This is a genomic window from Nostoc sp. (assembly GCF_036917375.1).
In the GTDB taxonomy this organism is placed as follows: domain Bacteria; phylum Cyanobacteriota; class Cyanobacteriia; order Cyanobacteriales; family Nostocaceae; genus Nostoc.
This window is the reverse complement of sequence record NZ_JBALDN010000026.1, coordinates 51,521-74,590: the sequence shown is the minus strand read 5'-3', so window position 1 is coordinate 74,590 and position 23,070 is coordinate 51,521. Positions and strand designations below refer to the sequence as shown.

The 23,070-nt window shown below is 40.3% G+C and carries 10 protein-coding genes and 1 pseudogene; all 11 read left to right on the top strand.

Going from position 1 to position 23,070, the window contains the following annotated elements; all coding sequences use genetic code 11:
• Window positions 1-13 precede the first annotated feature (13 nt).
• The 11 genes and pseudogenes from V7K45_RS06740 to V7K45_RS32910 all read left to right on the top strand — a co-directional run bounded on the left by V7K45_RS06740 (window position 14) and on the right by V7K45_RS32910 (window position 22,913).
• Window positions 14-7,699, top strand: a complete 7,686-nt coding sequence (locus V7K45_RS06740) for an amino acid adenylation domain-containing protein (RefSeq protein WP_335001626.1) — start codon at window positions 14-16, stop codon at window positions 7,697-7,699.
• A 50-nt stretch (window positions 7,700-7,749) separates the two neighbouring features.
• A complete protein-coding gene (locus tag V7K45_RS06735) occupies window positions 7,750-8,544 on the top strand; it encodes a 2OG-Fe(II)-dependent halogenase WelO5 family protein (RefSeq protein WP_335001624.1) in 795 nt (264 codons plus the stop codon).
• Window positions 8,545-8,622: 78 nt separating this feature from the next.
• A complete protein-coding gene (locus V7K45_RS06730; RefSeq protein WP_335001622.1) occupies window positions 8,623-9,729 on the top strand; it encodes a zinc-binding dehydrogenase in 1,107 nt (368 codons plus the stop codon).
• A gap of 30 nt (window positions 9,730-9,759) precedes the next feature.
• The gene (gene proC, locus V7K45_RS06725) at window positions 9,760-10,581 is read left to right on the top strand and encodes a pyrroline-5-carboxylate reductase (protein WP_335001620.1); all 822 of its coding nucleotides are present in this window, start codon (window positions 9,760-9,762) and stop codon (window positions 10,579-10,581) included.
• A 102-nt stretch (window positions 10,582-10,683) separates the two neighbouring features.
• Entirely contained in the window at window positions 10,684-12,699 is a 2,016-nt protein-coding gene (locus tag V7K45_RS06720; protein ID WP_335001618.1) for an ABC transporter ATP-binding protein/permease, read from the top strand.
• 191 nt (window positions 12,700-12,890) lie between these two features.
• Window positions 12,891-13,688 carry a 2OG-Fe(II)-dependent halogenase WelO5 family protein gene (locus V7K45_RS06715; RefSeq protein WP_335001616.1) on the top strand — a complete coding sequence of 266 codons (798 nt, stop codon included), beginning with the start codon at window positions 12,891-12,893 and terminating at the stop codon, window positions 13,686-13,688.
• Window positions 13,689-13,977: 289 nt separating this feature from the next.
• The gene (locus V7K45_RS06710) at window positions 13,978-14,703 is read left to right on the top strand and encodes an alanine--tRNA ligase-related protein (protein WP_335001614.1); all 726 of its coding nucleotides are present in this window, start codon (window positions 13,978-13,980) and stop codon (window positions 14,701-14,703) included.
• A 643-nt stretch (window positions 14,704-15,346) separates the two neighbouring features.
• Complete coding sequence (locus V7K45_RS06705; protein WP_335001612.1) at window positions 15,347-16,504, top strand: AAA-like domain-containing protein; 1,158 nt, start codon at window positions 15,347-15,349, stop codon at window positions 16,502-16,504.
• Window positions 16,505-17,090: 586 nt separating this feature from the next.
• Entirely contained in the window at window positions 17,091-18,506 is a 1,416-nt protein-coding gene (locus tag V7K45_RS06700; RefSeq protein WP_335001610.1) for an AAA-like domain-containing protein, read from the top strand.
• A gap of 591 nt (window positions 18,507-19,097) precedes the next feature.
• Window positions 19,098-19,817 (top strand): annotated as a pseudogene (locus V7K45_RS32915) (AAA-like domain-containing protein); the annotation flags it as partial.
• Window positions 19,818-20,660: 843 nt separating this feature from the next.
• A complete protein-coding gene (locus tag V7K45_RS32910; RefSeq protein WP_442941966.1) occupies window positions 20,661-22,913 on the top strand; it encodes a WD40 repeat domain-containing protein in 2,253 nt (750 codons plus the stop codon).
• The last annotated feature ends 157 nt before the right edge of the window (window positions 22,914-23,070 follow it).

Genomic DNA, 23,070 nt, shown 5'->3' with positions numbered 1-23,070 from the left:
GAGTAATGTTTCTGTGAATATCGAACAATTGGTAATTGATCTTAGTAAACAGGGTGTGAAGTTGTGGGTTGAGGGTGAGCAGTTGCGTGCTAATGCTCCAAAGGGGGTATTGACGCTAGAAACTCGTGACTTATTAGCTAAAAATAAAGCAGAACTTATCTTGTTGCTGCATAAGAAAAATGCGGCTCCCGATACAGATTCCCCCTTGATCAAAACCGAGCGTCCTCAGAATTTACCCCTGTCTTTTGCCCAAGAACGACTCTGGTTATTAAACCAGTTGGAACCAGATAGCCCTTTCTACAACGAACAAACAGCTTTTAAACTTCACGGTCATCTGAACGTCGTGGCGCTTGAGCAAAGCCTTAACAAAATTATTGAGCGCCACGAAGCTTTACGTACCAACTTCCACACTATCAACGAACAGCCAGTCCAGGTAATTGCTGATAGCTTAACCTTAAGTGTGCCAGTACTAGACCTAACAGAACTACCTGAAAGTGAAAGAGAAATCGCTTGCCAACAATTAGCTACAACAGAAGCTGCTCAACCGTTTGACCTTGCTAGTTCTCCTTTAATCCGAGCTTGTGTGGTGAAACTCAAAGAGCTAGAATACGCTTTGGTACTAACAGTACACCACATTTTAGTGGATGGTTGGTCAACAGGCGTATTGATGCGCGAGTTAGCAACCATTTACTCAGCCCTCTGCAATAACTTATCCCCAGAGCTACCTGAGCTACCAATTCAGTATGCCGATTTTGCTATTTGGCAACGGCAATGGTTGCAAAAAGAGGTACTCCAAAGGCAGCTTGATTACTGGAAGCAATTACTCAAAAACGCTCCTACCTTACTAGAATTACCCACGGACAGACCTAGACCAGCCATTCAAAATTACCGGGGTGCAGTCCAATATATAGAATTATCAAATGAACTGAGTCAAGCGATCGCTAATTTCAGTAGGCAAGAGGGAGCCACCCTATTCATGACGCTGTTTGCAGCTTATGTTACCTTGCTTTATCGCTATACAGGCTCCGATGACATTGTAGTGGGTACGCCCATTGCTAACCGCGATCGCACCGAACTTGAAGGGTTAATTGGCTTTTTTGTCAACACTTTAGTATTACGTACCGATTTGTCAGGTAATCCCAGTTTTCAGCAATTGGTCGGTCGAGTCCGGCAAATGACACTGCAAGCTTACGCTCATCCAGACTTGCCCTTTGAGGAGTTGGTAAAAGCATTGCAGCCACAACGAGACCTCAGCTATACACCACTGTTTCAGGTGATGTTCGTCCTCCAGAATGCGCCTATGTCTGAGATAGAGCTTGCTGGCTTAACTATCAGTTCTTTGCCAATCCAAAGTGCAGTTGCCAAGTTTGATTTAACTTTATCATTGCAGAACACGGCAACTGGACTGGTGGGTTTGTGGGAGTACAACGCTGACTTGTTTGATGCAGCCACTATTGAGCGGATGAGTGGGCATTTTCAAACATTGCTTGAAGGAATTGTTGCTAATCCTCAAGAGCGGATTTCACAATTGCCTCTGCTAACAGAAGTTGAGCAGCAGCAGTTATTGGTTGAATGGAACGATACCCAGTCCAACTATTCCCAGGATAAATGTATTCATCAATTGTTTGAGGAGCAGGTTAAACGTACTCCCAACGCTGTGGCAGTTGTGTTTGAAGATCAACAACTGACTTACCAGCAGTTGAATAGTCGTGCTAACCAGTTGGCGCATTACCTCAAGTCTTTGGGTGTGGCAGCAGATGTACTAGTAGGGTTGTGTGTTGAACGCTCACTGGAGATGGTGGTGGGATTACTTGGCATTCTTAAGGCGGGTGGTGCTTATGTACCACTCGATCCTGAGTATCCCCAAGACCGGTTGAGCTTCATGCTCGAAGATACTCAACTTTCGGTACTCTTAACTCAACAGCATCTAATTGAAAGGCTACCTAAGCATCAAGCGCAGCTTGTATGTTTGGATACTGAGTGGGAATCTATTTCTCAATTGAGTGATTTTGATTTGGTTAATAGCACCAGCAGCGAAAATTTAGTTTATGTAATTTACACTTCTGGTTCTACAGGCAAACCCAAGGGAGTAATGATTCAACATCAGTCCCTAGTCAATCTTACACAGGCGGCAATTGTTGAGTATGGGTTAAGCGATGCCTGGGTTGGGCAAAGCCAACGCGTACTACAGTTTTGTTCTATTTGTTTCGATGCAGCAGCAGTAGAAATTTATCCTTCCCTATGTTGTGGTGCGACGGTAGTGCTACGAACCAAAAAAATGCTGAGTTCGGTGCAGACGTTCATCGAAAAATGCCGCGATTGGGGTATAACAGTGTTAAATTTGCCAATAGCATACTGGCATCAGCTAACTTTTGAATTAGTCAATGCCAATTTGCTGTTACCCGATTGCATCCGACTAGTAGTTATTGGTGGCGAGCATCCACTTGAGCAACGATTCAGAATGTGGGAGCAGCATATAGGCGAGTATCCACAGCTAATAAACGCCTATGGCCCTACTGAAGCGACTGTAGAAGTAACATACAAATTACTGGGTATCCATCAGCAAAAGCTCACAATTGGCCGACCCATTTATAATACTCAGATATACATCCTCGACCAATATCTACAACCAGTCCCCATCGGTGTACCAGGAGAATTACACATCGGTGGTGTGGGATTGGCAAGAGGCTACCTCAACCGTCCCGAACTAACTCAGGAAAAATTCATCGGTAATCCCTTTCAAAGAGGCAGAGGAGTACGGGAGCAGGGGAGCAAGGGGGAAGCAGAAGACCAATCCTCTAATTCCGAGCGCCTCTATAAAACTGGGGATTTGGCACGTTATTTACCGGATGGTGACATTGAATACTTAGGACGCATCGACAATCAAGTAAAAATTCGTGGTTTCCGCATTGAATTGGGAGAAATTGAAACAGCACTGAGCGAACATGGTGATGTGCAGTCCTGTTGTGTTATCGCCCGTGAAGATACCCCAGGAGAAAAGCGCCTCGTCGCCTATGTGGTGCCGTATCCACAGGTGACTTGTACTGAGCGGAGTCGAAGTACACCCACAATCGACCAACTGCGCCACTCCCTGAAAGCAAAACTCCCAGAGTATATGGTGCCAAATGCTTTTGTGGTACTGGAGTCGTTGCCACTAACTCCCAACGATAAAGTAGACCGCCGCGCCCTACCAGCACCGGATTTACAAAACGAACAAAAAGACAAATATGTTGCCCCACGCACACCCATTCAGGAAATGCTGGCACAAATTTGGACACAAGTGCTGAAACTAGAGCGAGTGGGCATATATGATAACTTCTTTGAAGTTGGGGGACACTCGTTACTAGCAACGCAACTGGTTTCACGTATCCGCAACATTTTCAAAGTAGAACTACCATTGCGTGAGTTATTTGCAAGAGCAACAATTGCAGAACTAGCGCAATCGATTGGGCAATTGCAGGAACAGGTACTTCGACTCCGCTCAGTACAAGACTTAGAACTTTCTACACCACCCATCTTACCAAGGGCAGAGAATGCACAATTACCACTGTCTTATGCTCAACAGCGTTTGTGGTTTTTAGATCAGTTACAGCCTCTGGGTGGCTTATATAATATACCGCTAACTTTGCGTCTATTCGGAACTCTTAATGTTGCAGCCTTAGAACAAAGCTTACAAGAAATTATTCATCGCCACGAGGTGTTACGCACCAACTTTATTAACGTTGATGGACAACCAACACAAATCATTAGGGAGCAGGGAGCAGGGAGCAGGGAGCAGGGGGCAGGGAGCAGGGGGCAGGGAATAGTAAGAACTTCCGACCCTTTAGGATTTGCACCTTGGACAGTCTCAATTGTTGACTTTAAGCATTTATCCACACTTGTACTGAGCGAAGCCGAAGTAAGCGAAAAAGAAATTGCTACACAGCAATTAGTGCAAAAACAAGCGATTCAAGGTTTTAACCTGGCAAATGAACCATTAGTCAGAGCAACGTTAGTTGTGCTGTCCGAGACAGAACACGCCTTGTTAGTGTATATACATCACATTGTCTCTGATGGCTGGTCAATGGGTGTGTTTATGCAAGAATTAGCATCTCTGTACAATGCTTATTCTCAAGATCAGCCGTCACCGTTAGCACCACTGCCTATTCAGTACGCAGATTTTGCAATTTGGCAAAGGCAATGGTTGCAAGGAGATGTACTGCAAAGCCAACTGAGTTATTGGCAACAACAACTAGCCGATGCACCAACTTTATTGTCGCTACCCACTGACCGACCTAGAGGGGCTGTGCAAACTTACCACGGCGCATATCAAGCGATCGCACTTTCAAAAGAACTAAGTATTGCGCTCAAACAATTGAGTCAAAAAGAAAGTGTAACCTTGTTTATGACGCTGTTAACAGCATTTCAAATATTGCTATGGCGTTATAGTGGGCAGGATGATATTTGCATAGGTACGCCGATCGCCAACCGCAACCGTGCAGAAATTGAAGGGCTAATTGGCTTTTTTATCAATACCCTTGTGTTGCGTACCCGCTTAGATGGTAATCCCAGTTTTAAGCAGCTACTATCACGGGTGCGAGAAGTAGCGTTGTCCGCGTATGCTCATCAAGATTTACCTTTTGAAATGCTGGTGGAAGCATTGCAGCCAGAACGAAATCTCAGCCATAATCCAATTTTTCAGGTATGGTTTAATTTACAGAATTTGGCAGACACCCAACTAGAACTTTTTGGATTGTCTGTAGAACCTATATTGATGTCAGAAGCAGCTTCCAAGTTTGACTTAAGCTTGTATGTTGGAGAACACGAACAAGGAATAACTCTGCAACTACTATATAATGCTGACCTATTTACTTCAGAAAGAATGGTGGAAATGGTACAACAATTCCATCATTTGCTGAATCAAATTGTTGTCGATGCTGATAGTGCAATCGCTGCTTATTCTCTTGTAACACCACAAGCCCAACTGTTACTGCCAGATCCCACAACAGCTATACCAGAACCAGAATACGAATTAGTCACAACAACGTTTACCTCTTGGGTAAATAGCAATCCAGAACTTTCAGCAGTGCGTCAAGGATCTCGCACTTGGAACTATGGGGAATTAGGCAAAAGCTCTCAAGCTTTAGCAAGGGTGATACTAAGTCACGGAATCGAACGGGGAGATGTCGTAGCCGTATATGGGACATCAAGTTTTGGATTTATTGCCAGTGCGATCGCTGTTCTCTTGAGTGGAGCAGTACTACTGACCATCGATCCGCAACTTCCTCGCGATACCTCCGGTGGGCTACGCCAACGCCAACAGCTAATGCTTCAAGAAGCGAAAGCTAAACACATATTGTACATCGATAGTCAACCCCCAAAAGACCAAGAGATATGGCAGTCTTTAACTATCATCTATGTAAATCCAGACACAGCAGAAGCTATAAATTCTTTAGAAAGCAGTCATACAACACCCCTGCCAAAAATATCTGCTGATGATGCAGCCTATATTTTCTTTACTTCTGGTACGACTGGCGTTCCTAAAGGTGTATTGGGGTGTCACAAAGGAATGGCGCATTTTCTCAACTGGCAAAGACAAACCTTTGGAATTAGTCAACAAGACCGCATTGCCCAATTAACAGGACTTTCCTTTGATGTCGTTCTTAGAGATATCTTCTTACCTTTGACCAGTGGTGCAACCTTGTGTCTACCAGCACAAGGAGATAAATTAGAACCGACGAAAATTTTGCGTTACTTGGAACGCGAACAGATTTCCGTTCTTCACACAGTTCCTTCCTTAGCGCAATCATGGTTAGCTAATGTCCCCTCAGAATCTCTGCGTAACTTACGCTGGTTATTTTTAGCCGGAGAACCTCTTAAGGAGACACTCATATTACAATGGCGAGATGCTTTCCCCCAAGCAGGTGAAATCGTTAATCTCTATGGGCCGACAGAGACAACTTTGGCGAAATGTTATTACCAAGTACCCAGTGAACCGACAGTAGGGGTACAGCCAGTAGGACGGACACTTCCTGAAACTCAAGCACTAGTTTTGAATACAAATCGGCAACTGTGCGGCATTGGGGAACCAGGCGAAATTGTTTTGCGAACACCATTTCGCAGTTTGGGCTACATTAACGCTCCAGAAGAGAAGCGTTCTCGGTTTGTCAAAAACCATTTTCGCAATGACGACCAGGATTTACTGTACTATACAGGCGATCGCGGCCGCTATCTTCCAGATGGCTCTCTAGAAATTCTCGGTCGCCTCGATCGTCAAGTCAAGATTCGCGGCATACGCATTGAGCTTGGGGAAATTGAGACAGTATTAGCACAACATCCATCTGTGCATCAAACTGTAGTAACTTCCCATGAAGATGATTCTGGTGAGCAACGCTTAGTGGCTTACATCATCCCAAATCAGGAATCAACACCTACCATTAGTGAAATCCGTCGCTTCCTTTCTACCAAGCTACCACAGTACATAGTGCCTTCTAGTTTTGTATTCCTAGATAGCTTGCCCCTGACACCCAACGGCAAGATAGACCGCCGCGCTTTACCTACACCTTCTAACATTAATAACTTAGATACATTTGTCGAACCGCGTAACCAATTAGAAATGCAATTGGTGCAAATTTGGTCAAAGGTTCTAAAAGTTGACAAGGTGGGAGTACAAGATAACTTTTTTGACCTTGGTGGTCATTCGCTTTTGGCTCCCTACTTAATGGCTCAAATCAAGCAGCAGCTTGCTAAAGATGTGAGTTTAACAAGCCTCTTCCAAAACCCAACTATTGAACAGTTAGCAACAGTTGTCCAAATAGACTCGGATTACTCAAATTCGTCTTGTCTGGTTCCAATTCAGCCAAACGGTTCAAAGTTACCTTTCTTCTGCATTCCCGGCGCTGGTGGCGAACCTTTCTACTTGTATCACTTAGGACGTTATTTAGGAGCAGACCAACCTTTATATAGTTTTCAAGTAAACAATCTAGATGGATTAGAGCCAGCCACTCGAATTAAAGATATGGCTAGTCATTATATTGAAGCAATGCAAGCTGTTCAGCCGCGAGGGCCATACTTTTTGGGAGGGCATTCTTTAGGAAGTATAGTAGCTTTTGAAATGGCGACTCAGTTGCTCCATCAAGGACATATCGTTGCTCTAGTTGTCATGATTGATATGTCAGCACCAACCTCTAAAGACAAACAAGCACGTATTGAACGTCTTGATTGGGATCATGCTAGGTGGTTGATTGAGTTGATCAAAGCAGTAGAAGTTTCTCTATCAACGAACATAGATATTTCTTACGATACCCTTCAATCTTTGCCTGTGGAGGAGCAACTAAAACACGTTTTACAGCATTTAAAAATGGTGAATATGCTGCCTCCTAACGCTGAAATTACGCAGATGAAAAACATGGTGCAAGCTTTAAAAGCAAACTCTCTATCTCTAATTAATTATGTACCAGAACAGATTTATCCTGGTCGAATTACGCTTTTACGTGCCAGAGAAACTCCTCCAGAACGCTTGGCTAGCAAGTTTTCTGAGATTTCCCAAGATTCGACTTGGGGGTGGAGTGAGTATTCTGGCGAACCAGTAGATATCCATTTTGTTCCAGGCAACCATATCACGATGATGGCTGAACCCCACGTCCAGTTCTTAGCCGAACGGTTGAAAGTTTGTATTGAGCAAGCACAAGCAAACATGGCATTGCTAAATATGAATTGAGATTGTTGACCAAAGTTAAAACTTGAAATTTAAATGTAAGGAACTGTATTATGACTGCTGCTTATAACCAGATTAAATCGACAGGATGGGATAAAAAACAAGAGTTTCCCTTAACCGCAGAATCTTTAAAAATGTTGCTTGAACAACGAATTCCTCTGATTCGGCTGAAAGATTTTGCTACACCCGAAGAGTGTGAAATGTTATATGCTCAAACTGAATTGCTCAACTTTAATGCTTATCAAGATGTGAGTCCTAAAATTGAAAAAGTTGGCATCACAGTATTTGAATACAACAGCATTAGTAAAGCAGCTTATTTTAAAGAAGTAGAAAGAGCTACTAAATTAAGAGACTCTATTACAGCAGCTTCCTTCAATCCATTGGAGCGCATAATGGAGAAGTTCCGAGAGTGTGGCGCGAAAGTGCGAATTGCTTCGGAACCATTTTACGGTAGTTATTATGCTGGATTGATCAGAAAAATAGAGCATGGTACGCAACTTCATATTGATTTTGCTCCATTAGAGCAATCTGAATGGGAAATTTGCACAATTACCACTCAACTTTCCTGGACTTTGTATTTGAAATTGTCTGACAACAATCATGGTAAAACGTGCATTTACGATCGCCGTTGGCAACCAAGCGATGAGCAATATAAACTCGATTCTTACGGATATAGTGATACAGTAATTGCTGATGTGGATACGATCTCCTTTCAACCTTATGTCGGAGATGTATTGCTTTTCAATACAAGCAACTTTCACTATGTTGAGCCGATGCATGGACAACGTGTGGCTTTCACTTCCATGATTGGCTTACTTCCTAACGGTGAAATTATTTTCTGGTCTTGAACCAAAACCCTGTGGAGACGTTGTATGCAACGTCTCTACATCAACGGCAATTTGGAAAATACAGTGAGGTAATGATTCATGCCCAAAGCAGCTGTGATGACTGCACCTAATCAACCAGTTGAAGTGCAACAATTACCAGACCCTATTTTAGAAAAGGGTGGAATCATTATTGAAACCATATATAGTGAAGTTTGTGGAACTGATGTACATTTACTACGTGGGCATTTAGAGGGAGTACCCTATCCAATTATTCCTGGACACTTCTCAGTCGGTCGTGTAGTAGAAACAGGTGGCCAGGTTAGTGATGTCAATGGTAAATTAATTCAGCCTGGAGCGATCGCTACTTTTTTGGATGTACACGAAACCTGTTACAACTGCTGGTATTGTCTAGTAGCCAAGGCATCCACTCGCTGTCCACAACGCAAAGTTTATGGTGTCACCTACTCAGCGAAAGATGGGTTGTTGGGTGGTTGGTCTGAATTGATTTACCTCAAACCAGGAGTTAAAGTTCTAACTTTACCCGAAGAAGTCTCACCAAAGCAATTCATTGCTGGAGGATGTGCTTTACCAACTGCACTACACGCTATCGATCGAGCGCAGATTCAAATTGGTGATGTTGTCGTGGTGCAGGGTTGCGGGCCTGTGGGTTTGAGTGCAGCAATTCTAGCTTTACTATCAGGTGCGGGTAAAGTAATTGTCATTGATAAATATGAGAGCCGATTAATCGTTGCCAAATCTTTCGGTGTAGATGAAACCCTTGTAATTGAGGCTAACGATCCACAACAACATATTGAAAGAGTTTTGGAATTGACGCACGGACACGGTGCTGATGTCACTATTGAAGCCACAGGCATTCCCATTGCTGTCAAAGAAGGTTTGAATATGACGAGAAATGGAGGTCGCTATGTTATTGTCGGGCATTACACAAACACGGGTGAGATTCTGATCAATCCCCACCTGGAGATTAATCTAAAACATATTGATATTCGCGGGACTTGGGGAATTGATTTCAGTCATTTTTACAGAATGATTGAATTACTAAAACGTCATAGTGATTCCAATAAAAATATTGCTTGGTCAAGCATAATTAGTCGCTCATACACACTACAAGAAATTAATCAAGCGCTGGCGGATGTAGAGCAAGGATCTGTATTAAAAGCAGTGATTCAGCCCAATCTATCTTGATGCCAACAACATATTAAATAAGGAGAATATATGCTCGGAGAAATAAAAATTGCCTTTCTCGGTGGTGGCACGATGGGCGAAATGATAATTAGTAGATTGTTATCAACAAAGGTTGTTCAAAAACCCGATCTAGTTATAGTCAGCGATCCAGTTTCTGCGCGATGCCTTCATTTAGAGAAGGAATATGGAGTACGTACTACAAGCTCGAATATCGAAGCTGTAGAAGGTGCATCTATTGTGATATTGGCAGTAAAGCCGCAGGTTTTAGCCTCTGTAATGGCTATGTTGAAGGATAAAATTTCACCTGATGTTTTAGTAATTAGTATTGTGGGTGGAGTGAGTATTTCATCTCTGTGCCAAGGGTTGAATCATCCTGTTGTTGTGCGTACAATGCCGAATATTGCAGTACAAGTTGGTCATGGAACTACGGTGTGGAGCGCATCATCAAGTGTGACAGAGATACAGCGATCGCATACCCAAGTCATTTTACAAGCATTAGGCAAGGAATTTGCTACTCAAAATGAACATTACCTTGATATGGCAACGGCGTTGAGTAGCGCCGGGACTGGGTTTATATTTCTGTACATCGAAGCAATGATTGATGCTGGGGTTCAGATGGGTTTAACTCGCGCACAAGCCCAAGAACTAACATTGCATACTATTGCTGGCAGTGTAGAACTTATGTTTCAGACTGATGAACATCCAGCAGTCTTACGAAACAAGGTAACTAGTCCTGGGGGAGTGACTGCTACTGGTCTTTACGAGTTAGAAAAAGGTGGAATGCGAACTGTCATTTCTAATGCAGTGCTTGCTGCCTTAAGCCGCACTCAACAAATAGGGAAAATCAGTTGAAAAATTAGTGTTGAGTAGGATTCTTAATTCGGTGATTATTACTAATTAGTCAACACTAAAAAGTATTAATTTTGATAAAAGATTTTAATTTATGTCTCAAATATGCCAACCCAAGTTGTTCAAGCTCAACCCTCAACAAATGCATTTTCAAGTTTTATCCAATTCTGGGAAGATGTAAAAGCGATCGCTGGGCCTTATTGGTATCCAACAAAACCAGGAGAAAGAGCATTTTCAGACGTTATTCGCGCCTGGGGAATGCTTATTCTCCTAATATTGCTAATCATCGCACTTGTAGCTGTAACTACTTTTAATAGTTTTATTTATCGCTATTTGATCGATGTGATTATTCAAGAAAAAGATTATTCTAAATTTACTTATAATATATCAATTTATGCTGTTGGACTTCTTTTGATAACGCTTTTAGTAGGATTTACTAAATTTGTTAGAAGAAAACTTGCTCTTGATTGGTATCAATGGCTGAATAATCAGATTTTAAATAAATATTTGAACAAGCGTGCTTATTATAAAATTAATTTTCAAGCCGATATTGATAACCCAGATCAACGTTTATCTCAAGAAATTGAACCAATTACTAGTAGTGCCCTCAGCTTTTCAGCTACTTTGCTAGAAAAAATACTGGAAATGATAACTTTTTTAGTAGTTGTCTGGACAATTTCCCAACAGATAGCTGTGGCTCTGCTTATCTATACGATTATAGGCAACTTAATTGCTGCTTATTTAAATCAAGGATTGATTAAGATTAATCAGGCAGAACTTGAATCTAAAGCCGATTATGCTTATGCCCTAACTCATATTCGTAATCACGCTGAGTCTATAGCTTTTTTTCAAGGGGAAAAACAGGAACTAAATATAATTCAACGCCGATTTATTAATTTAATAAACGATATTAAACAGAGGATTGATTGGGAGAGAAGTAAGGAAATTTTTAACAGAGGATATCGGGCTGCTATCGAATTTATCACACTCATAGTACTCGCGCCTTTATATATTAAAGGTGAAATTGATTTCGGACAAGTTGGACAAGCTATTGCATCTTGCTATATGTTTGCTGGTGCTTTAGAAGAATTAATCCGTGAATTTGGCGTTTCTGGAAGATTTTCTAGTTATGTTGAGCGTTTATCTGAGTTTTCAGATGCCTTAGAAGCAGTTACCAAACAACCCGAGAATGTCAGTACTATTAAAACAATAGAGGAAAATCAATTCGCTTTTGAGAATGTCACTTTACAAACACCCAACTATGAGCAGGTAATCGTTGAAGACTTGTCATTGAACGTTCAGCCTGGAGAAGGTTTATTAATCATCGGGCCGAGTGGTCGAGGTAAAAGTTCTCTGTTGAGAGCGATCGCTGGTTTGTGGAATGCGGGAACTGGCCGTTTGGTACGACCTCCCCTAAAAGAAGTATTATTCTTACCCCAACGGCCTTATATCATTTTAGGGACTTTGCGCGAACAATTACTTTATCCTAATACGAATCGTCAAATGACCGACGCAGAACTCAAAGACGTTTTGCAACAAGTAAACTTGCAAAACTTGCTAAGTCGAGTTGAAGGTTTTGATACTGAAGTTCCTTGGGAAAATATATTATCTCTAGGAGAACAACAACGCCTTGCTTTTGCACGACTATTAGTTACTCATCCTAACTTTACTATCTTAGATGAAGCAACAAGTGCCTTAGATTTAACAAATGAAGGAAGTTTATATCAACAGTTACAAGATACCAAAACAACGTTTATTAGTGTTGGACATAGAGAAAGTCTATTTAATTATCATCAATGGGTTTTAGAACTGTCACAAGATTCTAGTTGGCAACTTGTACCTGTGCAGGATTATCGGTTGCAAAAAGCAAAGGAAATTGTCAGTAATACTTCCGAAAATACTGAAATCACAATAGATAATTCATCTCAAGAGAAATCCCAAAATGAGTCAGAAATCAGTACAAGCAAAAGGCTTTCTCATAAGGAAATTAATGAATTAACTTCCTATTCCGTTTCCACTATTAGAAGTAAGGCAAGCAAAGGGGAATCTATTACTACTAGGGACGGCTTAACTTATCGTTATGATAAAGATCCCAAAGTTTTGAAATGGGTGAGAGTTTAGCGGCTACCATCCGTTAGGAGCTAAGATGAAGCAACTTTTGGCAAACATTTAAAATCCTCAATTTTTTTATTGTGCGCGTGGTGGAAAAGGCAAGTTCCCCTACTCTTGTGGACGATCGCGATCGCCAAACTTTTTTACTAGCTTAAATATGAAATGAATAAGTATTTTAACAATTTAATTTATAAAAAATTATGAGTGAGAAATTTCCCATGCTAAGAGCAACTAAGTGGCAAACCTTAAATGACTGTGAAATGAACCAGGAAAATTTCCAAGCATTGCTGAGAAATGATATTCCATCAATTCGCATTTCTCAATTTGCTTCGTCTGAAGAATGTAACAAATTAGCTCTGGCAATTGAAAAAGTTGGTTTTGATTTTTATAAAAATGTGGAACCTCCAATAGGAAGAATTGGAATTACCCAATTTGAACATAGAAATAGGGATAAATTGAGATACTTTGATGCAGTTAAAAAAGCCAAAAAAACTTATAATCAGGTGGCTTCCTTTTCTTTCGACCCGCTAAAACGTTTGACAACAATTCTGCGTCAGAATGTATCAAATCAAGTACAGATTGCTTACGAAAAGGAAGCCTGTGAGTATTATTTTGCCGGATTGATACGTCATATTAATGTTGCCTTACTACACATAGACTTTGCTCAATTAGATGCTCCAAATTGGGGAATAGGAAATATTACCTCACAGTTAGTATGGAATCTCTATGTAAAAGCGCCTAGCCAAGGAGGTGTCTGCAAAGTCTACAACCGACAGTGGCAGCCCGAAGATGAAAAATATAAAACTCCTGGTTCCTATGGCTACGATTATTCCTTAATAGCCAACTCAGAAGTAAAACATAATATTCCACTCGCAGGAGATTTAGTCATCTTTAACAGCCGTAATTTTCATGAAGTCTTACCAGGTATTGGAGAACGTATAACAATTAGTTCTTTTATTGGAAAAATGCCAGGAGGTGATTTAGTCTTTTGGTCGTAAAGGCTTTCTCAGAACCTATAGGTAAGTCGGTGCTAATATTTCCAGCTAATTTATATTTATTCATATACATTGAATTTTTTCACCGACTTACTTAAGAGATACAATTAGTAATCGCTACTTTGATCTAAAGACAACTTCTAATAGTAATCAATATAGTCAAAATAAAATATACTTTAACCGCAGACGAAATTGACATGACATACTATGATAACTTGTAATAGCTTAAGACAATTGCTAGAATTGTCTTTTTTCAATAATTGTTATTAAAGCCAAGTAGAGAGATTTGTCTATGTCCACAGTACTTACTTATCTTGAAGACACCTATAAATTTACTGATAAGGCTCATGTTGAGTATGTTGCCGATGATGAACGGGGTTATTATTGTGTACTCGGTAGCACTGTGTTTTATCCGCAGGGTGGTGGTCAGCCCTCAGATATAGGCACTATTGAAGCAAAAGGAGTTCAGCTTCCAATCACTTTCGTAAGCTTTGTAGATGGAGATGTTCGTCATTATGGAGATTTTTCATCTGTATCTTTAGAAAAAGGCGAAGAAGTAACTTTATATGTTGATGAAGCCCATCGTATGCAAAATGCTAAGGCTCATACAGCTGGACATCTTATGTACACGATAGTCGAATCCCTTGATAAAAATTTAATCGCAGTTAAAGGGTATCATTTTCCAGATGGTTCCTATGTAGAGTTTCAAGGAAGCCCTTCGTTTGAAAATACGGAAACATTTATTGCTGAAGTTAATACAAAAATTAGTGAAGCTTTAAATGAAGTTAGCAGTGTAGAAGCTTCACTAATTACACCTGAAGAATTAGCAGTACGTTGGTCTAATATCTCCAACAATTTACCTCCAGGAAAACCTTTGAGAGTAGTGACAATTGGCAATCTTCATCCAACTCCATGTGGGGGGACTCATTTGAAATCACTTAATGAATTAAAAAGTGTAGTAGTTACTAAAGCAAAACGTCAGAAAGGAAATCTCAAGGTCAGTTATAAATTTGAGTAAATTCAGGCTTTTTATTACAACTTAACAATGGCATTTGCTTTATTTATAATAATTGCGTCATTATTTTAATTTATCAACCCATGTTTGCTATCGAAACTTAGACTAGTTCCGGTGTTAAACTGTAAATTCATGGTTTTTACATCTATGTTTATTTATAGGTGGAAAATATAAGGTTCAGAATTTTTTTCATTTTTTAGTTCAGAATATAACTTACTTTTTTATTAACTGTCTTAACTGTCTCAAGAATTTACTTAAATGTCTTAACTTTCCTTGATTTTTATTTTTAGGTAAGAGAAGATAAGCTTGCAAGTGATATATTGATTAGCTTTGGGACTATTTCTTTTTGGGCAATTGCAAATTTTTTGCTTTCTTTAGAGTTTAATTTAAACGCAATTAAAAGTAAGTGCAATGGTTAAGAAAGCTCGGCATATAGCATAAAAATTAGAAATCAGCTACTTTCTAATAGTGATGAAATACGGGCGATCGCCATCAGATAATCTAAGTAAAGATAAGAGAATTAAAACTTAATTAAAAGTAAAAATAATGAGCATAATAGTGAAATTGTATCAGAATATTCTTGTGTTTAAATATAGTATTGGTTATAAAAATACAAGTATCCCTATTTATGGGAATTGACTTGACTATGAAATATCAGGTTGGTGGTAGCCTGAAGTATGATGACTCTACATATATTGTCCGTCAAGCAGACGAACAACTTTATACTGGATTAAAAACCGGAGACTTTTGTTATGTCTTCAACTCCCACCAAACAGGTAAATCATCTCTACTACACCGGGCTATTCATCGCTTAGAAAAAGAAAATTATATATGTGTTTATTTGAATTCATTCCTATTAGGTACTAATCAAATTACGCCTATACAATGGTATAAAGGCATTATTTTCAGCTTGTTTCACAAGTTAAATCTGACAGAACGGATTAATTTTGAAAGTTGGTGGGAGCAACAATCAGAACTCGATCCTGTACAACGAATGTATCAATTTGTTGAACAGGTGTTGTTGAGAGAAATTCCAAATAATCGCATTTTCATCTTTATTGACAATATTAATAGCCTGCTAAGTTTGAATTTCCCGGTCAACAATTTTTTTATCTGGATTCGTTACTGTTATGAGCAGCAAGCACACAACCCAAGTTTTCAACGCTTGGGTTTTGCTTTGTTTGGTGTAGCCAGTCCATCTAACTTAATTGTCGATCGACATCGAACTCTCTTTAACATTGGTCAAGCAATTAAATTATATGACTTTCAATTAGATGAAGCTATGCCCTTAGCTGAAGGTTTAGAAGAAGTAGTTAGCCAGCCACAGGCAATATTGGCGTATATTATTCATTGGACAGGAGGACAACCGTTTCTCACCCAAAAGCTTTGTCAGTTAGTTGTGCAAGTTGTTTTAGAAAGTTATAAGGAAACAATTACCATCCCGAACGGTGCTGAAGGATATTGGGTAGAACAATTGGTGCGATCGCGCATTATTCAACATTGGGAATTCCAAGATGAACCTGAACATCTCCGTACCATAAGAGATCGCTTACTTTTTGACGAACGCAAAGCAGGAAAGTTATTAAAAATTTATCAACAGGTGTTACAAGTAGAGGAACTAAAGAATAGGAACCCGATAGATAACTTGATACCAGCCGATAATAGTGAAGAACAGACAGAACTGTTGCTATCTGGTCTAGTGGGAAATTATAACGGCTATCTGAGAGTAAAAAATCCGATTTACCGCAGTGTTTTCACTCCTCAATGGGTATCAAGACAGTTAGAAAATCTTCCCTTTTCTTAGTAGCAGCTAGTAATCAGAATACATTTGTTAGATAAGTTCTGCATTGCTTATGTGATATACAAGTACAAAACAAAATAAATTATACATTTTGCAACCGTATTTATTTGGGCTTTGCTTGTGCATCATTTCTGCCAAGTTTTCATTTTCAACCAAGTCTTGATTAAAAGTAATTCCACAACTATTAATACTCAGTATTTAGAGTTCTACTGAATCGATAATATTTTGCAACGTACCAACCAAAAAGTCATAAATTATACAAGTTAAAAATATTACATTATTTAATCACATTTGTACAAATTCAAGTAAAGACAAGGACTTGATTTCTCTAGACAGTATTTGCAAGATAACCATCAAAACAGCGAGTGAAAAAGTAGGAAAAGTAGGAAAAGTAGGATAAATAGATAATCGATGTCAGTGTTTATTATCAAGCTGGTACAATGTGACTTAGTTTATCAGAGTTCCAATGAATGTTAAAAAAAATACAATATCATTGTATAAAAAATCACTGGTTAGCGTTATAGTTTCAGTATTTAGATAAAAAATTATTGCTTGTAACACTCATTTATAATAAATACCTGGGAGAGCAATGTATAAAACAAAACGCGCACGAGGAGTTGTACTAACATCCACAGGAATTAAACGGTTACAATCAGCAATTCTTTCTGTGGAGATAGTAGAAAATAAAGGCAAACACTTGAGTTTAGAAGAAATAAGCTCGCGCATTCATGTTTCTAGTAGAACTTTGAGTAAATTATGGTCTTTAAGTGAAAGTGTAGATCAAAAAACTATAAAACTCTGCTTTAGCGCTTTTAATCTAGAATTACATAACGAAGACTACACTATAGTCAATAAAGCAAATGAGACTGAAACATCTGAGTTATTGTCTATTGCAAATATAAAAGAAGATTTATCTCAAAGCTCCGAATTAACCTCATTTGTCGAAAAACATCACACACAAACTGAACAGATCGAAAATCTTTGGTCATACCCAGATGGGCCCGTACCTTTAGATTCTCACTTTTATATTGAACGTCCTTCACTAGAGAGAAAGGTTTATCGAGAAGTAACTACTAGTGGCTGCGTGATTCGGATTAGGTCTCCCAAACAGATGGGTAAAAGTTCTCTTGTGTTGCGGCTTTGTGCCTTTGCACAAAAACTTGGGTATCAGACTGTGAATCTGAATTGCTACCAATTCGATAGTAAGTGTCTAACTGATTTAAATAAACTGTTGCGTCATCTTTGCTGGAAAATTGCAACAGGGTTAGGTATTGACCCCAACCTCAAGGAAAAGTGGAATGAAGAAATTGGGTACAACTTGAGTAGCGGCTTCTATTTAGAAAACTATTTGCTCGATCAATGTCAAAGCCCAGTGGTTTTAGTGTTGAATGAAATTGACCGTTTTTTTGAATATCCTCAGATTTGTCAAGAGTTTTTTGCATTGTTGCGGTCATGGTGTGAGGAAGCACGACACAATTCCAACTGGCAAAAGCTGAGGTTAGTAATGGTTTACTCAACCGAAGAGTACATCTCTATGGATATTAACCTCTCTCCTTTTAATATTGGTCTACCTATTCGTCTGAACGATTTTACTCAACCACAAGTAGAAGATTTAGTTAGGCGGTATGGTTTAGACTCATTTAAAGCAAAAGATTTTGTTCAACTAATGCCACTAATAGGAGGACATCCAGCACTAATTCAGATTAGTTTGTACTATCTTAAGTCTCAAGAAATGACCGTGCAAGAAATAATAAAGGAAGCGATCGCCAATGGTGGCATCTACCGCGATCATTTATGGCGACACTGGATCAAACTGCAAGAAAATCCTAGACTGGCAAAGACTTTTGCTGAAATTCTGGCAGCAAAGCAAGATATTTCTCTTAATCCTATTGACACTTATAAGCTTGAAGGTTTGGGATTAATTCGCTTTGAGGGCGATCGCGTCTTACCGCGTTACGGACTCTACCACTCCTATTTTGCAAAACAGCTATCCACAATTGTTTGATATAGCAACAGTAGCGATAATAGACAAACGTGAGCCAAATTTAGACTGATTTATGCCAAGTCTTACCTGAACGAATCTTAATTAGACGTAATTTTAAATTCTTTAGAGGATGTTTGAAAAGTCATGATTGATGTATCAAATATTTTTACCCCACCCTAACCCTCCCCGTATTTATTGGGGAGTGAACTGGATTTTTCGGTTTCCACCCAATACATCGGGGGGATTAAGGGGGGTGATTAAAATTACAGCCAACCACTTTTCAAATAACCTCTTTAGCGTCTGAAAGTATATCTTTTTCTTTTGGTGTGTCACTTAATTAACTCAGACACAGATTTTTCTGTCCCGACATACTAATTTTTTTATATAAAACCAGAATTTAATTTTTTCAACATTGGTATCCCCTGTTGCCAATCAAAGACTTAGATTCCAAGCAATCAACTTCAGTAACACTTTTGGGGCTGCGTTTGGTTATCTGGAAACGCAAATCATACATCAAGTATGCTGTAAGATTTACAATATTTATTTTCAATAATTTATCTAGAAATTAATGGTCATTATGTTAATGTTTTTATTTGATAATCACACTTAGATATGAGATATCAGGTAGGGGGTAGTCTCCGCAGTGACGATCCCACATACGTTACCCGTCAAGCAGATGAACAACTCTATGCCTGCTTGAAAGCAGGTCATTTTTGTTATGTCTTCAACTCTCGTCAGATGGGCAAGTCATCCTTACTACAACGCACAAGCTATCGGCTTAAGGAAGAAGGGCATAGCTGTGTTTACTTAGATATGACTCGCTTGGGTATTGAAGATACTACACCAGACCAATGGTACAAGGGCATTATTATCAGCTTATTATATAGCTTAAAATTAGCGTCACAAATTGACTTTCAGCGCTGGTGGGAAATGCAAGCAGGTATTTCCTCGGTGCAAAAACTACACTTATTTGTTGAAGATATCTTATTACCAAATCTCAAAAGCGATTCTTTCCTAGACGGCAAAGCCAAACGCATTTTCATCTTTATTGATGAGATTGACAGCTTACTGAGTTTAAATTTCCCAATCAACGACTTTTTTGCTTGGATTCGTCAGTGCTATAATTTACGACCACATAACTCAAAGTTTGAACTTTTGGGATTTGCACTATTTGGTGTAGCAAGTCCCTCTGACTTGATTGCAGATAAACGCCGCACGCCCTTTAACCTTGGTAAAGCAATTGAGTTACAGGGCTTTGGACTGCATGAAGCCACGCCTTTGCTTTCAGGATTAGAAGAAGTAGTCAGTCAACCACAAGCAATATTGCAAGAGATTATTTGCTGGACAGGGGGACAGCCGTTTCTCACACAAAAACTCTGTGATTTAATTACCGATGTTGCTTCTGCTGAAACTGCCACAGGAATGATTACCCTACCTCCAGGTACAGAAGCATTGTGGGTAGAGCAATTAGTGCTTAAGCAGATTATTCAAAATTGGCAGTCACAAGACGAACCCGAACATTTGCGTACTATTCGCGATCGCCTCTTATTCGACGAACAACAGGCAGGGCGATTGTTGGGTATTTATCAACAAGTATTGCAAGCAGAAGAGGCTCTTGAACGGGGAGGAAGGGAGCAGGGGAGCAGCACTTCTCTACGAGACGCTTCGCGAACGGCTACGCTCAGTGACCGGGGAGCAGGGGAGCAGAGGAGCAGGGGAGAAGAGTTTGCCTCTACGCCTCTTCGTTCTGTTCCGAGTGATGATAGTCGAGAACAGACACAACTGTTGTTATCCGGTTTAGTAGAGAGACACAATGGCTATCTCAAAATTAAAAATCCTATCTATCGAAATGTTTTTAATGCCCAATGGGTGTTAAGACAATTAGATAATCTCCGCCCTTACTCGCAAACATTCAACGCTTGGGTAGCATCGGGTTACAAAGATGAATCGCGTCTGTTGCGAGGACAAGCTTTAAAAGATACTCAAAATTGGTCACAAGGCAAAAGTCTGAGCGATTTAGATTACCAATTTTTAGCCGCAAGTGCGGAATGCGATCGCAAAGAAGTGCAAATGGCATTGGAGGCAGCACGGGCTAAAGAAGTAGAAGCACGACTAGCACAAGAGAAAAAAACGGCTTTATTACAGAGATATCTACTAGTTGTAGTAAGTATTGGGTTGCTCTTTTCTAGTACTTTGGGAATAGCAACTTTTATTTTGTATCAGCAGACTCGCAACAGCGAAACTATTGCCAAAAACAGTGAAACTCAAGCGCTTGTATCTTCTTCCGAGGGGCTTTTTGCCTCAAATCGCAGATTGGATGCACTTGTAGAAGCAATCAAAGCAAAAAAAAGACTGCAAAAATTAGGTGAATCAAATACAAATCTTGCACCTCAAGTAGAAAATGCACTGCAACAAGCAGTTTATGGAACAGATGAGTACAACCGTTTTTCGGGGCATACCGCAGCTGTTCTAGCTGTAGATGTCAGTCCTGACAGTTCTCTAATTGCCTCAGCAAGTGTAGATCAAACAATCAAGCTTTGGCGACGTGATGGCACACTAGTTGCAACTCTCAAAGGTCATACAGGAGCAGTTAGGGCAGTCGATTTTAGCCCTGATGGTCAAACACTCGCCTCGGCGGGTGAAGATGGTACTATTAAACTTTGGCAGCTAGATGGCAAGCTGCTAGTAACTCTCAAAGGTCACACAGGTTCGCTCTGGGGAGTTGCATTTAGTCCTGATGGTAAGTTCCTTGCCTCTAGTAGTTTCGACAGAACGGTGAAAATTTGGCAGCGAGACGGTAAGTTGCTAAGGACGTTTCAAGGTTACAAAATGGGGTTTTGGAGAGTAGCTTTTAGTCCTGATGGTAATATCGTTGCTGCCGCAAGTGTAGACAAAACAGTAAAACTTTGGCAGCGAGACGGTACAGGTTGGCAAAACGCCAAATCTTTACAAACTCTCATTGGTCATGCTAGTTGGGTTGTCGGAGTCGCTTTCAGCCCTGACGGTCAGACAATTGCTTCAGCGAGTGAAGACAAAACTGTTAAACTTTGGCAGCGAGACAGCAGTAATGGAAGCTACCGCCAGTATAAAACTCTCATTGGTCACAGTGCCGGCATTTGGGGAGTAGCATGGAGTCCTGATGGTCAAACAATTGCTTCTGCTAGTCTCGACAAAACTGTTAAACTGTGGAACATTGATGGGACAGAACTGAGAACGCTTAGAGGGCATAGTGCCTCCGTTTGGGGAGTCGCGTTTAGTCCAGATAGCAGCTTTCTTGCTTCGGCGGGGGCAGAAAACGTTGTCAGACTTTGGCAAAGTGAAAACCCATTCCAAAAGTCCATCATTGCCCATCAGTCGGGGATTTGGTCAATAGCTATTACCCCCGACAGTTCAACAATCGCTACAGCTAGCCATGAAAACACCGCTAAACTTTGGAGTCGCCAAGGCAAATTACTCAAAACTTTTACTGAATCTAAGACCGTAGTCTTCGATGTTTCATTTAGTAAAGATGGTAAGTTAATTGCTCTTGCCGCTTACGATGATACGGTAAAACTTAAGAAGCGAGACGGGACTAGTGGTTCGCCAAGTTCACTTGGCGGGGTAAAGGGTAAGGGGGAAGGGGGAAAAGTTTTAAATCCCTTACCCTTTCCCCTTGCCCCTTTCCCCAGTCCTCACCCAGCATTTTTGGGTTGGCAGACTACTAGTGTTGCCACTTACAAAGTTCCTTTCGGTAAACTCTTAGCAGGAGTATTAAGTCCCAACGGACAAGCGATCGCAATGGCAAATGTTGACAAAATCATTCATGTATGGCTTAGAGATCGCCCTGCGCCACAGATCCTTAAAGGACATCAGGCGGAAGTTTGGCAAGTCGTATTTAGTCCAGATAGTCGCTTCATTGGTTCAGCCAGTGGTGATAATACTGCTAAACTATGGACGCTTGATGGTAAATTGTTGAGAACTTTTGTAGGACACTCAGCAACAGTATGGAGAGTTGCCTTTAGCCCAGACGGTAAAATGCTAGCGACTGGAAGTGGCGACAATACCGTTAAGCTGTGGACTCTTGACGGCAAATTGCTGAAGACATTCATTGGTCATAGTGCGGCGATTTGGGGAGTTGCGTTTAGTCCTGATGGGAAAATGCTTGCTTCTGGTAGCGTAGATGGTACTGTCAAACTTTGGAAGCTTGATGGTACGGAAATAACGACCCTTAGAGGACATACCGCAGCGATTAGGCAAATTGCAATCAGCCCTGACGGGAGTTTTCTCGCTTCAGGGGGTGATGACAACACGCTAATTTTTTGGAATTTGCAGCGAATTCTCCACCTAGATGCACTTAATTATGGTTGTAAGTTGGTGCAGGATTATCTGAAAACTAACACAGCAGTTGAGAAAGGCTCAAGCTCACTCTGCGATCGCTCTCAGAACTGAATAGCAGTAGGAAAAGCCGAAGCACTTGTGGTTTAAGCGGTTTGGATGAGGCAATATCAACGATTTTGGCAATAAGCGTGAATTTCCAATCTGCGAAAGATTGAAATCTAATACCAATTCGCAATACTTCGGCTCCTTTCGACTTCGCTCAAGGCAA